Genomic DNA, 14012 nt, shown 5'->3' on the forward strand with positions numbered 1-14012 from the left:
ACAGGAGAATCTTTTGATATAAATTTTTAAGTGTTTTAAATTAGACTACTAACTTTAGGCAACACTTGCCGTAAAATCAGTTTGAGGTCATGTAGAGAAATGAAATGGATAGCTTTTCATAAACAACCTCCTTTAGCAGATATGATAAATACACTATACCTAAAATTTGTTTAAGTGTCAATAAGTTGTTTCGTTTTCAGCTAAATTGCTCTTAGTTGAAAAAAAAGCGTTTTTTTGCTATCATAGCGTTTCGAATTTTATTCTAGGAGCAAAATATGCAGGAAAATCAAGAACAAAGAAAGCGTCCGGGCTTTTTTAGGACTCTTTTCAGAGGAATAAATACTTTACGTTTGATAATAATAAACATAGTTTTCTTCTTTTTCTTTTTTACATTTTTAGGGGTTTTGGGAACTATTCCCTCGAATACAACCGTTTTAATGCGTGTGCCTAATGAAGGGGTGCTAAAGATAAATCCTTCAGGTTTTATTACTGAAAAGGAAGCCGATATTTTTGCGGCCGGTATTCCCGGGATTGGAAAAAAATCTGCTGTTCTTGTTTCTGATCTTGTAAAGGCGATAAAAAATGCGGCCTTCGATAGACGGATAACCGGTCTTTATTTGGATTTTTCGGAATTGTCAGGCCTTTCATCGGGACATTTAAGCGAGTTGGGAAAAGCTTTAAGCACATTTAAAAATTCCGGTAAAAAGATATATGCCTATTCTGTGGGCTATTCAATTCCGTCTTACTTTTTAGCCTCCTATGCAGACCGCATCGGAATTGATCCTTTAGGAGAAATTTCCTTTGCAGGTTTTGCTTCCCGTCCGGTTTTCTTTAAGGGTTTGGAAGAAAAATTCGGTATTAAGTGGAATGTAATACAGGCCGGAGCCTACAAGGGTATGGCCGAAACCTATTCCAGAGATACTCTTTCCGAAAATGTAAGAGCCAATTTAAAAGCCATGTTCGATAATTTATGGGAAAAATACACATCGGACATCGCCGCTAATCGAAATATATCTCCCGAAAAAATTAGGACATTCGCACAAAATAACAATGCTCTTATAAAAAAATATGCGGGCAACGCTGCAAAAGCAGCTTTAGAAGAGGGCTTTGTTACGGACATAGCCTCAGTTGATGAATTTGCCGCAAACATAGGTTTTGCCGACAGTAAGACATTTTCGGTCAGTGTAAATACAATAGACTATGTTTCTTATAATGCAAATTTTGCAGAAATGCCGTCCCAAAATTCGATAGGAATTATTCACATAAACGGAGCGATTACTTCTATTGGTACGGGCCCTATAGATGAGTCGGCCGTAAGCTATAAGATAGCCGAGCTTTTTGATATGGCCTTAGAAGATCCTACAGTAAAAGCCATTGTCTTGCGAGTCAATTCAGGCGGAGGAGAGGTTTTTGCTTCGGAAGAAATTAGGCGTGCGGTCGATAGGGTTAAGGCCTCAGGAAAACCGGTTGTAGTTTCGATGGGCTCTGTTGCCGCTTCAGGGGCTTATTGGATTTCTTCTTCAGCCGATTATATTTTTGCGAGTCCCTACACAATTACGGGATCAATCGGTGTATTGGCTACAGCCCCATCTTTTAAGGAAGCAGTAAAAAAACACCTCGGAATTACAAGCGACTTGGTTTACTCCGGTCAAAAACCTTCATATTCCGTCTTAGAAGATCCCTCGCAGGAAGAAAAAGAAGTGCGGCAGCTCGAAGTTATGCACATATATAAAACCTTTATCGAAACCGTAGCAAGAGGAAGAAGCCTTCCCGAAAAAACCGTTGCAGAGTTGGCAGGCGGCCGAGTCTATTCCGGTGAGCAGGCACTAAATTTAAAGTTAGTCGATGCCCTCGGCTCTTTGGATGAGGCGGCAAAATATGCTGCAGAGCTTGCAAATATAAAGGAGCAATATTCCATAAAGGAAATAAAAAAGCCCATGCCTTTAACAGAGGCCTTAGTAAAAAGTATTTTGGAAGACCTTAATGCTTCGGCTCTTTCGCAGATGAACTTTGCAGACCTCAAGGCTTTTACGGACTTTTTAAATTTGAAGTCAAAAAAAGGTATTTATGTTTACAGTCCTGAATACCTTATTTGGGAAAACTAAGCCTGTGATGATGAATTTTTTATTTGGAGGAATTATATGGCTATAAATTGCGGAATTGTGGGTTTACCCAATGTAGGAAAATCGACTATATTTTCGGCCCTCACAAGTGCGCCGGCTGAGGCAGCTAACTATCCCTTTTGTACAATAAATCCCAATGTGGGAATTGTAAGTTTACCCGATACCCGTTTAAAAAAATTGGCAGAACATTTTCACCCTAAAAAGGTAATTCCTGCAACAGTAGAATTTGTGGATATTGCAGGCCTTGTAAAAGGAGCTTCAAAAGGGGAGGGCTTAGGAAATCAGTTTTTATCCCACATTCGTGAAGTCGGAGTTATTGCCCACGTTGTGCGCTGTTTTGACAATGACGATATTGTTCATGTTGCAGGAAAAATAGATCCGGCTTCGGATATCGAAACTATAAATATAGAACTTGCACTTGCAGATCTTGCAAGTTTGGATAAAAGAGCGGAGCGAGCCGAAAAAGCGAGCCGTATGGGAAAGGAAGCTCAAAAAGAAGCTGCTGTCGTAATGCGTGCCATCGAAAAAATCCGCCCCCTCTTACAAGAAGGAAGGGGAGCCCGTCTTGCCGATTTAACAGATGATGAAAGGGATGCAATCTATGATACTCATTTGATTACGATGAAGCCTCAAATGTATGTTTGCAATGTGGATGAAACAGGGGCACAGGATAGTAACCCCTATGTGGCCGCGGTTAAAAAGATTGCGGAATCCGAGGGTGCCGACACGGTAATTATCTGCGGAAAGTTTGAAGCGGAGCTTGCTGACCTCGAAAGTGAAGAAGAGCGGCTAAGCTTTTTAGAAGAAGTAGGCTTAGAAGAATCGGGCCTTTCACAGCTTGCAAGGGCAGCCTATCACTTGATAGGGCTTAGAACCTTTTTTACAGCCGGAGAAGATGAGTGCCGTGCATGGACAATTCATGCAGGTGATACGGCTCCAAAGGCTGCCGGAGTTATTCATACCGATTTTGAAAAGGGCTTTATAAAGGCGGAAGTATACAGCTTTGATGACTTTGTAAAATACGGCAGTGAGCAAAAGATAAAAGAAGCAGGGCGTTACCGTCAAGAAGGAAAGGCCTATGTGGTCAATGACGGCGATGTTATGTTCTTTAAGTTTAATGTTTAATGTTTGATTTTTGGTCTGTATATTTTTAATTTAGCTTTTATAAAAACGATAAATTTTTACAAAAATGCTTGACATTTTTATACATTTTAAGTATACTCAGGCCACACACAAACGATACACACTGTTTTTCACTAGACCCATTCATTATCCTCCTTTTGAATGGGTCTTCCTTTTTATGGCTTCACCATATTTATTTTATAATCTCTTTAATGTTTTTAAGTTTATATAATTTTATTTAATTTGAATTCAAGTCAAAAACAGCATCCAAGTCAATTCTATCGTTTTTTATTTGACTGAATAAAATATTTTGGTCAAACTTTGCTTCAAAGGGAGAATTTTTAAAAAGCTTAAAAAATAAGGAATTGTGATTTTTTGTGTCTTGGTCTATTTCTACAAAGAGCTTGTATGTTCCGGCTATGTTTCGTTTTGCAAAGATATACAGCCGCTCTCCGTTCTTTTCTCCTTTTGCTGCCGCCTTTGATTCTGCTGCAAGAAAAAAACTTTTATCAGGCGTTATATCGGATGCGGCAAAGGATCCGAATTCTTCCAGCATATTTTTTCCGTTAAAATTAAAATTTTTTATTACCTCATTTTTTTTGTTTTCTTTTATTTGCATTTGAAATTTTTGCACATCATTTTTTGAAAGTTCTTCTATAATTTTATTTAGAACATCAAAGCCCTGATCTTCACTTTCGATTAAAGTGCTCATAAGCCTTTTTGCAAAAGCCCCGTCTTGGCTTGAGTTTAACCGTTCTATCATTTCGGCAGGACTTAATCTTTTTCGTGTCAAGTTTTTTTCATTTTTGGGCTGATGATCTAGTTTGAAAAATTCAGGAGCTGCCGGAGCTTTGGGAATTGCAGGGCCTACAGTGTTCGGCTTAGGGATGGCCGGTATTCCCGGAATCGGCGGAACGGACGGAATGGGAATCGGATTTGAGTTTTGTGCAATCATAGGAAGTGATGTAAATATAGAAAAAATCACTGCGATTATAAAGGGAGCTATCGGCATATTTGCAAGACGGCTTTCAACCGTTTCAAGTTTTGCTTGAAGACTTAAAATCGTTTTTTCCAAACGGCGTTTTTCTTTTTCTAAGGTGCGGCGCGGATCTTCTTCTTTTTTTGTAGAAATTTGTCCTCTTACTGCAGCCGGGCTTGTTCTCTTTAAAAACATTTCTTCTGCCTCGGCTCTTTTTTCTGTATTTCCTATATTGGCTACAAGCTTCATTGCTTCATAACCGATAGACGGGTTTACATCGTAGGCGCTTATTTTTTCGATGGCGGTTGCAGATGCCCGCGGAAGACAGAGTACTCTGTCAACATAGTCTTCGTATCTTACCCCCGCTTTTTTTACAAAGCGGACGGGCTTTTCCGAGTAAGCGGCCGAGCTCTTTCATAAGCTTACCGTCTTCTACCATTATAACCTGCCGAATCTCATCGGTTAATTCCAAAAGCTCGGGCGATTCTTCAAGGGTAATCCTATAAAGCCCTTTTTTTTCGGCCTCTGCAAGAAGGTTGTGAAAAAGAGTCCAAAACTTAGGGCTGTGAACTCTTTTTGTGTAGAAGCCTCCGTCTTTTTCACACTGCTTGTGATGAGTATATTCATGTATGGCCGTGTAAATAAGTTCGTTATCGTTTGCAAAATTCTTATTGTGAAGAATAATTTCGTGCGTGTCCGGCTTATAAAGCCCGTTTACCTTTTTACTGCTCTTGCCCGTAAAAACAACAGAAAACTCAAGCTCGGTATCCGCCGTCTCAAGCAATATTTCTTTAACCCTATCCTGATTCATAATTCCATTATATACTATTTAGGTTAAATTTTCAAAGAGATAGGGTGGGAAGAATTATATATGTATTATGCTTAAACTTCAAAAGCATTTACCAGATAATTAATAGGCTCTCATGTATTGTTTAGGCGTTTGAATTTCGGCTTGAAGTTCTTTGGCGGCATTTAAGGCAAAATACGGATTTCTTAAAAGTTCTCTGCCTAAATATACCAGCTCAATGTTTTCATTCTCGATTATATCGTTTGCATCCTTTGCAGTTATTATTAAGCCTCCTGCAGCAACAGGGAGTCCCGTCATCTCCTTTATTGTTTTTGCATGAGGAATTTGGTAGCCGGGAAAGGCCTTGGGGGCAACATTTACCAAGCCTCCTGTGCTGACGTTTACCGAATCAATTCCCTTATTCTTTACAAGGTTTAACATAATGGCAAGGTCTTCTGCCTTATTGCCTCCCTCTGCATAGTCATCCGCAGTTACTCTCACCTCAATAGGCTTATCCTTCCAAATAGGTTTAATTGCATCAAGAATTTTACCTAAAATTCTTACCCTGTTTTCATGGCTTCCGCCGTATTCATCTGTTCTTTTATTTGTAAGAGGGGAAAAGAATTCGTTTAATAAATATCCGTGTGCTCCATGGAGCTGAATCATATCGAAGCCGGCCTTATCTGCTCTGATTACAGCTTGTTTAAATTCTTCTACAGTTTCCTTTATATCTTCCTTTGTCATCTCTTTGGGAGTTGCCGATTCTGCATCAAAGGCTATTGCGGAAGGAGCTTCAATTTCCGCTCCCGGAACCTTGCTCTTTCTTCCGGCATGACCGATCTGAATTGCTATTTTACCTCCGTATCCGTGTACTGCATCAACAATTCTCTTTAATCCGGGAATATGCTCATCGCTCCAGATTCCAAGGTCGTTTGCGGAAATTCTGCCTTCAGGGCTGATTGCTGTGGCTTCGAGTGTTATAAGACCAATACCGCCTAAGGCTCTTGTTGCATAGTGCATAATATGGAATTCGGTAACCATTCCGTTTTCCGGGGCACAGAACATACACATCGGTGCCATGACAAGCCTGTTCTTAAGTTTTAAATTTTTAATATTGTATTCGGTAAATAATTTTGACATATTTTTCTCCTTAAAATAAAGTAAAGTTTTTTAAGCTAAACATTTTCCGCATTATATCATTTTTATAGAAAAAATCAAATACAAAAGGCGGCATACAGAGGAACAATCTTTTTTTTATTTTCAAAACCGAAATTTTTTGAAGAAAGTTTTATGGCATATTCGGGGTTGTATGTGTCCATATATACCTTTAGACTCTTGGCTCTGGTATTGTCTGCCGATTTTACCTCGATAGGAATAATCTTATCTTTCCGTTTTATTATAAAATCTATTTCCGCTTCTCTTTCGGATTCCCAATAATAAGTCCGATGGCCGTTTATAGAAAGCTGAACCTGCACATAATTTTCCGTCATGCCGCCCTTAAAATCATTTAGTTCATCGTTCATATAAAGTACATCGTTTGCCGATAAGTCTTTTTTTGCAAAAAGCAGCCCTAAGTCGGATACATAAACTTTAAAAGAGTCTATATCACGATAGTTTTCAAGCGGCTTTTTTATTTGGCTTACCTTATAAACAAGGGATACAATTCCTGACAGAGACAGCCATTCGATTGCATTTTCAAATTCGGCCGCCCGCCCGCCTTTTTTTATCATCTTATATTGAAAGCGTATATTCTTTTTTGATAATTGAACGGTTATATTGTCGTAGGTTAATCTGGTTTTTTTTATTTCGTTTAAATTATTATACTTACTCATATCATTTAGATAGCTTGCCAGTATAGAGTCCTGAGTATGCCGAACAAGGATATAATCCTCCGTTTCAATAAAGAGTTTTACACATTCGGGCATTCCTCCCACAATGAGGTATTTTCTATAGAGCTCCATTGCCTTATCGTGCAAGGCCGAAGGGAGGGGGGTGTTTGTATCAAAGCTTTTTTTTATTTCTTGTACAAGAACTTCTTCTCCCATAGCAAGTAGGAATTCTTCCATATCCATAGGATGGAGTGTTTTCATATCAACCTTTCCAACCGGAAAAGAAAATTTTTTTCTGCTTACGGCAACGCCGAGAAGACTTCCGGCAACCAGAATATGATACTCAGGTGCTTCTTCATAAAAGTATTTTAATGCTGTCAGAGCCTCTTCACAAAGCTGAATTTCATCAAATACAATTAAGGTTTTTTCTTTTACAATGGACTTTCCGGAAATGTGAGAAAGTATCGGGAGTAAGTAATCGGGTTTTAAATTTTCTTTAAAGGTTTCATTTAATTTGGGATTCATCTCAAAATTGAAATAGGCTACATTTTCATAATTTTCTCTGCCGAATTCTAAGATGGAATAGGTTTTGCCTACCTGTCTTGCTCCTTGCAATATTAGAGGTTTTCTATACTTGCCGTTCTTCCATTTTTCCAAATCTTTACTGATTTTTCTGTACATAGTCTATTTTCCTATAGTTTATAGTAAAATTATATCAAATATTCATGTATTTATCAAGGATAAATTTATAAAAAATTACATTAAAACACATGAAATATTGCTTTTATAGAAAAAATCAACTGTTTGATAAAATCTAGGTTCCGCAATTGGAGGATAGTATAAAACTATTATACATTTAACTCTATTTTATCTCCATTGTTAATTAGTATGGCTTGTGAGTTATTGATAGCACAAATATTCAAATCGGGATTTGATGCGAGAATCTCTTGAGAGCATTTTTTAAAAGGAGCACATAGATAATGAGGCAGTACATAGAAATCTATTAGATTCAAACCCGAATAATCTTTTTGAGAAAAATTATCCGGTACCTCATCCATTTTTTTTATATATGTAAGTTCCGGAGCACAAATAATCGCACCTCCGGATTCTCCTGCGTTGCTTGCATAATTGGAAATCAAATATTCATAAGCATCGCCGAACGCATCAATATCGTTCTTTTTAAAATCCCCAAAATTTATTTCTGCAATTCCTGTTAATATGTCTGTTAACCGCTTATTCTTCTCAGGCACTGTTCCGCCTAAACGGTTGCTTGTAGTGTCCACATCTTCAAATAGGCCTTTAATATCATCTTCTGAGGCAAAGCCGACTGCACTTCCTTCAATCGCTTTAAAGATATTAGCTAAATCGGTATTTAAATTTTCGTTATCTTTCGCTTTTTCTGCAACATTTTTAAATAGCTGACTCGGTAGAATGAAAAAGCCCTTGTCCTCTACGGTATTTGGCCTAAAATCTGCTTCAGCTTCTTTATCGGAAATCTTTGCGTAGTCAAAGTCCGGGTCGCCGGCTTCATGTTCTGCGGAATTAAAAAATTCGGTCATGTTTTCCGATATGAACCGGTAAAAAAGAATACCCAATATATATTGTTTAAAATCCCAACCGTCTACTGCACCTCTTACATTATCTGCAATAGACCAAATTTTTCTATGGAGTTCCGCTCTTTGCGTCATTCCATTATCTGCTTTTGAGTAATCAGACATTTACCTCACTCCTCATAGAAAATGTATGTATTCTTTCCGGCTTTTTTTGCTTTGTATAGTGCCGAGTCGGCTTTTTCGATAGTATCGGTTATAGGCATATTGCTTGAGAATCGGCTTATACCTGCACTAAAACTTGGCTCGAAATTTTTAAATTTAGTTAAACAGGATTTCCTAAAAGCTTCTTTAGTTTCTGTCATCAATTTTTCGGCATAAGCTTTATCCGATTTTATTATTGCTAAAAATTCGTCGCCGCCGTAGCGGAATGCAGAAAATGAATCGCCTAAGTAAGGATTAAAAGTTTGTCCTAAAATTCTGATTACCTCATCTCCATATTGATGGCCATAAGTATCATTGATTGTTTTGAAGTTATCTAGGTCTATCATTACGATCAATAGTTCACCCTGATAATTTTGCAATTTATTAATATAAGTCCGTAATGCAGCCCGTGAATATAAACCTGAAAGATCATCTATCATCATTCCGTACCAATATTTTTCTTTTTCTTCTATTGCATATAAAATTTTAGATTGCTCTGACTTGTTGCTGTTAATAATGAATTCTGCAGTAACATGGGCTATTATCAAAATGAAAAGCAGAACTATAAAATTTGCAAGATATTTGATTGTTATAATATGATATCCGTCATATTTTATAACAAAGGCAGCCAATATAGTTTCTATAACAGCTATGAAAGATGTAATTCTTGTTAATTTTTTATCGTGATAAATAGCCGACAAAAAAATCATTACCAATAATCCGGCATAAATCGTAACAAAAATTTGATGGATTATAACATATAGGAAAGATTGTAATAGTGAGCTTAACATTACAATATAATTTTTCTTGTTTGAATCATAAAATTTTTGATTAAGTATTTTTGTTATAATATATAATGGAAAATTAATGGCAAATGGCAGTATGATATATTTTAAAGAATATTCACTAAAAGGCAGAGCCATTTGATTTTGAAAAATAAAATAGTAAAAAAACTCAAAACAAAATGCTATAATAATAATTACAAACTGAGTTTGGATGTGGATACTTCTAAAGTATGTTTGTAAAGAATTTATTTCATCTCGTGCAATGGTTTCATTGTCATTAAAAATTCCATATAAGCGGTTTTTAGCCGTATTTTCTGTGATTTCATAATTATACTTTTTCATATTGTTGCCTCGCCGGAAAGTAATGTTTCCGTGAAGGGATGATTATATCACAATTATATTAATATTTTCAAGATAATAAAAAAGCCGCAAAAAATAAACCTCTTTGCGGCATGATTAAAAGCTTATTAGGCTTCTTTGCTTAGCATATAATAAAGACTCTTGACGAGGGTGCCTGTAGCGTATTCTTTTAAGTAGCCGAATTTTTTCGGTAATATAAGCTGTTCCGGCAATATCAATGTGAATCCACGGAATATCTTCTTTTGCAAGGAATGAACCTACAAAGAGTCCGGCCGTCATCATTCCGCCTAATTTTCCGCCTGAATTTTTTAGATCGGCGACTTTTGACTCGTTCATTTTTTTGTAGTAATCTATAGTCGGCATTTTCCAAACAATTTCACCGGCTCTTTCATTTGCCTTGACAAGTTCTTCAAAGAACTCATCATTGTTTGTAACGGCTCCGCTTACCTGCTCGCCGAATGCTGCTACGCAAGCACCTGTCAAGGTAGCAAGGTCAATAAGCTTAGTTGCTCCCAAATTATTGGTGGCATAATAAACGGCATCGGCCAGGGTTAATCTGCCTTCTGCATCGGTGTTAATAATTTCGATAGTCTTACCGCTCATTGAGCCGATGATGTCTCCGTTTCGGTAACCGTCTCCGGAAATCATGTTTTCGCAAGAAGCAACAACAGCAACAACGTTTACCTTTGCCTTTAAATCTGCCAATGCATGCATTGCCCCGATAACGGTACCTGAGCCGCCCATATCGGTAAACATGGTAACCATGCTTGTTGCAGGTTTAATTGCATATCCGCCGCTGTCATAGGTTAAGCCCTTACCGACAAGAGCAATTTTTTCTTTTGAATCGGGATTATTGTAGTATTCCATGACAATGAGTTTAGGCTCTTTGGCACTTGCTCTTGCAACACTGAGGAAGGCTTCCATTTTAAGGTCTTCAATTTCTTTTTTGCCGTGAACTGTAACTTTTACGCCCTTTGCTTCAAGCTTTTCTTTGGCAATCTTAGCCAATGTTTCAGGATATATTACATTCGGCGGCTGGTTTACCAAGTCGCGGGTTAAGAAAACCGCCTCCATGAGCTTGACGGCTTCGTTGATACCTTTTTCGGCTCTTTCTTCTTTGCCTTTTTCAGGATTATAATTGACCGTAATTTCGGTTTGTTCTTTACGGTCGCTTTTAAACTTATCGTATTGATAGGTGGCATGAAGCATGCCCTCTGCGATAGCTTCGGCCATCTTATAATTGCATAAATTATTAAGTTTAGGGATGTGAAGCTCGACTTCTTCTACCTTGTTCTTTAAAAGTTCGCTTGCTGCCTTAAAAAAAGTTTTTCTTAAAACTTCCAAGTCAATCTTTTCTTCCTTACCTAGACCGATAAAAAGATGAGCATTAAGATTAGGGTCAAGGCTGTAATAAACCTCTTCCGCCTTTCCGGAAAATAATTCCTTTTCTTTTAAATGGTTAAGATAGCCGCCCTCAATTTTGTCTTCATAAACTAATTGGGCAACTACACCACCTTGCTTTGCAATATTAAATTTCATAATTCCTCCGAAATTTCATTAAAGTTATTTGTACTTTACAATTAGAGTATACATATTTTACACATTATTCGTCAATATCTTGTTGTTCCGTATATTTTGAAACAATATCCTTACATATATTTAATGTATCTTGTGTTACCCCCAAAGGCAGCTTCATTTTAAACCTCCTGTCTAACTGCAAAGTTAAGCATATATACCGGCAAAAACTCTATGCCGTCCTCTGTTTTTCTATCCTTAGAAGAAACTAAGATTGAGGAGGCTAAGATCTTGGAATATTTTTTACCGAATATCTTTAAAGATTCATGCCGGCCCATACCCGAAGATTTTACCTCGATAGCCTTTACTTTTGCTCCTTGAGAAATTAAAAAATCGATTTCATAATAGTGGGTACTTTTTTCTTTCTCCCATGTATGATAATAAAGCTCATGCCCTGCGGAGGCTATCATTTGAGCTGCCGCATTTTCATATAGATAACCAAGATTAGCCGGTAATTTATCGGATAATAGTTTTGTGTAAATGTCATTAATAGCCTCCGGCCTATCCATAAACATAAGAGTTATAAAAAGGCCTGTATCCGCTAAATAGAGTTTATAACTTTCAGGCGATTTAGTCAAAGAAAGACTGATTCTAGGATCTGTCGTATTATAAGAAATAAGAACGGTTTTTGAATCTATCAAATCATAGAGCATTTCCTCATCCTTTACGCTCTTTCGCTTGCCGGTGGCTTGCGACGGGATATATCTTTTTCCGTTTTTTGAAAGCTGTGCCGGTATTGAATGATAGAGAGCTGAAATCCGGCCTGAAGGATCTATTTTTTTAAAGTCGTCTTCATAAAGACTTATAATGCCTCTTTTTATTTTGTCGATTTCGGTAAAATTTTTCCCATCTAAATATGCTTCAACCGCCTGAGGCATTCCTCCGACAGCCATGTAAAGCCTAAAATCCCTCATCCATTTTCGATGTATTTGCTCTCCGGCTTTCTTACCGTTCTCATATACCTCCTTACTTAGGTGATAAGTGTTTCCCTGAGCTGCCCATTGGAATTCTTCAAAATCCATAGGATAAACGGGAATTTTCATTTCTTCCGAAGGAATTAAAATATCTTTTACATTTTTCTTTATTGAAATTAAGGAGCCGGTTTCGATGTAATGGTATCTGCCGTCCTTGACCAAGTATTTTATTGCCTGTCTGACTTTGGGAAAAAGCTGAATTTCGTCAAAGATAATTACACTTTTGTTTTCTATCAAGTTTTTTCCTGTTGCCGCCTGCAATCTTAAAAAGAACATATCCAAATTGTGAATATCATCAAAGCAAGATTTTACGGCTTCGGATATATTTGCAAAATCGATTAAAATATAGGATGCATACTCATTTTTGGCGAATTCTTCTGCTATGGTTGACTTTCCGACTCGTCTTGCTCCCTCTAAAAGGATACTATAAGAGCTTGAATACTCCTTTTTCCACCTTAGTAATTTATCATAAGTCTTTCTTTTAAAAAACATGAATTACCTCACTTTCTTCAAAGTTTTAAAAGCCGAATATCGTTGTTTCTTCAAAATTATTTATACATAAAAACGTCATTTCTTCAATATTATTATACCTAAAAATAGTCATTTCTTCAATATTATTATACCCAAAATACATCATTTCTTCAAAATTTTAGAGTGTTTTTCCGATTTTTGCCTAAATTATGATATTTATTATAAAATATTATTACTTATCTTGTCTAAGACCCTTTTTTGTGCTACACTTGCAGAAGACGTTGAAGGTCTTAGGAGTTTTTTATGATGAACAAAATAATTGAATGTGTTCCTAACTTTAGTAACGGCCGCGATCCTGAAGTTTTGGAAAAGATTATTGCACCCTTCCGCGGAAAAGAAAAGGTAAAATTACTTGATTACGAATCCGACAAGGATCATAACCGCTCTGTTGTAACCGTAATCGGCGAGCCCGAAGAGCTTAAAAAAGCCGTTGTTGAAGCCATTGGTATAGCAGCCAATCTAATTGACTTACGCAAGCATGAGGGAGCTCACCCCAGAATGGGTGCTACCGATGTTGTCCCCTTTATTCCGATTAAAAATTCCACAATGGAAGAATGTATCGAATTATCCAAAGAGGTAGGAAAACTCATTTGGGAACAGCACAAGATTCCTGTTTTCTTATACGAAAAATCGGCATCGGCTCCTTCAAGAGAAAACCTTTCAAATATCCGAAAGGGGCAGTTTGAAGGTATGGCCGAAAAGGTAAAGCAGCCCGAATGGAAGCCCGACTTCGGCGGAACCGAAATTCACCCTTCAGCAGGCGTTACGGCTGTCGGCTGCCGAATGCCCCTTGTTGCCTTTAACGTAAACTTGGCTACAAACGATCTTTCAATTGCAGATAAGATTGCAAAAAAAGTACGCTTCTTGGGAGGAGGCTTGCGCTTCGTTAAAGCAATGGGCGTAGATCTTACAGAACGCGGAATCGTTCAGGTTTCAATGAACATGACGGATTATACAAAGACCTCTCTTTATCAGTCCTATGAAATGGTAAAAATGGAAGCAAAACGCTACGGCGTAAACATTGTCGGTACCGAAATTGTCGGCCTTACCCCGATGGCAGCCTTAATGGATGTTGCTTCTTATTATCTACAAATCGAAAACTTCGAATTCAGCCAGATAATCGAGGCTAGGTTACTCGAATAGATTTGACATAAGCATTTTAAAAAACAGATTATCGGGAATACTCGGTAATC

Annotated in this window: 8 protein-coding genes and 2 pseudogenes; 3 read left to right on the top strand and 7 right to left on the bottom strand. The window is 37.4% G+C overall.

The window, feature by feature from the left end; translation table 11 throughout:
- Positions 1 to 275: 275 nt before the first annotated feature.
- Both sppA and ychF read left to right on the top strand, forming a co-directional pair.
- Positions 276 to 2105, top strand: a complete 1830-nt coding sequence (gene sppA, locus E4O00_RS12845; RefSeq protein ID WP_253677743.1) for a signal peptide peptidase SppA — start codon at positions 276 to 278, stop codon at positions 2103 to 2105.
- A gap of 36 nt (positions 2106 to 2141) precedes the next feature.
- Positions 2142 to 3248: a redox-regulated ATPase YchF gene (gene ychF, locus E4O00_RS12850; RefSeq protein ID WP_253677744.1), complete on the top strand. Its 1107-nt coding sequence runs from the start codon at positions 2142 to 2144 to the stop codon at positions 3246 to 3248.
- A 235-nt stretch (positions 3249 to 3483) separates the two neighbouring features.
- On the opposite strand, the pseudogene E4O00_RS14370 reads toward ychF, so the two are convergent.
- The 7 genes and pseudogenes from E4O00_RS14370 to E4O00_RS12890 form a co-directional block, all read right to left on the bottom strand.
- Positions 3484 to 5035: pseudogene (locus tag E4O00_RS14370) on the bottom strand (hypothetical protein).
- A gap of 99 nt (positions 5036 to 5134) precedes the next feature.
- Positions 5135 to 6151 carry an NADPH dehydrogenase NamA gene (gene namA / locus E4O00_RS12865; protein ID WP_253677747.1) on the bottom strand — a complete coding sequence of 339 codons (1017 nt, stop codon included), beginning with the start codon at positions 6149 to 6151 and terminating at the stop codon, positions 5135 to 5137.
- A 74-nt stretch (positions 6152 to 6225) separates the two neighbouring features.
- Entirely contained in the window at positions 6226 to 7521 is a 1296-nt protein-coding gene (locus E4O00_RS12870) for an ATP-binding protein (protein WP_253677748.1), read from the bottom strand.
- A gap of 167 nt (positions 7522 to 7688) precedes the next feature.
- Positions 7689 to 8558, bottom strand: a complete 870-nt coding sequence (locus tag E4O00_RS12875; RefSeq protein WP_253677749.1) for a type I restriction-modification system subunit M — start codon at positions 8556 to 8558, stop codon at positions 7689 to 7691.
- A gap of 5 nt (positions 8559 to 8563) precedes the next feature.
- Positions 8564 to 9721 (bottom strand): GGDEF domain-containing protein, encoded by a 1158-nt coding sequence (locus E4O00_RS12880; RefSeq protein WP_253677750.1) that lies wholly within the window; start codon positions 9719 to 9721, stop codon positions 8564 to 8566.
- Between the two features lie 125 nt (positions 9722 to 9846).
- A pseudogene (locus tag E4O00_RS12885) lies at positions 9847 to 11278 on the bottom strand (leucyl aminopeptidase).
- A gap of 158 nt (positions 11279 to 11436) precedes the next feature.
- Positions 11437 to 12780 carry an ATP-binding protein gene (locus E4O00_RS12890; RefSeq protein WP_253677752.1) on the bottom strand — a complete coding sequence of 448 codons (1344 nt, stop codon included), beginning with the start codon at positions 12778 to 12780 and terminating at the stop codon, positions 11437 to 11439.
- Between the two features lie 282 nt (positions 12781 to 13062).
- On the opposite strand from E4O00_RS12890, the gene ftcD reads away from it, so the two are divergent.
- The gene (ftcD, locus tag E4O00_RS12895) at positions 13063 to 13962 is read left to right on the top strand and encodes a glutamate formimidoyltransferase (protein ID WP_253677753.1); all 900 of its coding nucleotides are present in this window, start codon (positions 13063 to 13065) and stop codon (positions 13960 to 13962) included.
- The last annotated feature ends 50 nt before the right edge of the window (positions 13963 to 14012 follow it).

Source organism: Treponema sp. OMZ 788, assembly GCF_024181245.1.
Taxonomy (GTDB): Bacteria; Spirochaetota; Spirochaetia; order Treponematales; family Treponemataceae; genus Treponema_B.

Coding starts and splice junctions, on each gene's coding strand:
- E4O00_RS12870 (WP_253677748.1), bottom strand. CDS start 7,521: ATGTACAGAAAAATCAGTAAAGATTTGGAAAAATGGAAGAACGGCAAG.
- ychF (WP_253677744.1), top strand. CDS start 2,142: ATGGCTATAAATTGCGGAATTGTGGGTTTACCCAATGTAGGAAAATCG.
- E4O00_RS12880 (WP_253677750.1), bottom strand. CDS start 9,721: ATGAAAAAGTATAATTATGAAATCACAGAAAATACGGCTAAAAACCGC.
- ftcD (WP_253677753.1), top strand. CDS start 13,063: ATGATGAACAAAATAATTGAATGTGTTCCTAACTTTAGTAACGGCCGC.
- namA (WP_253677747.1), bottom strand. CDS start 6,151: ATGTCAAAATTATTTACCGAATACAATATTAAAAATTTAAAACTTAAG.
- E4O00_RS12890 (WP_253677752.1), bottom strand. CDS start 12,780: ATGTTTTTTAAAAGAAAGACTTATGATAAATTACTAAGGTGGAAAAAG.
- E4O00_RS12875 (WP_253677749.1), bottom strand. CDS start 8,558: ATGTCTGATTACTCAAAAGCAGATAATGGAATGACGCAAAGAGCGGAA.
- sppA (WP_253677743.1), top strand. CDS start 276: ATGCAGGAAAATCAAGAACAAAGAAAGCGTCCGGGCTTTTTTAGGACT.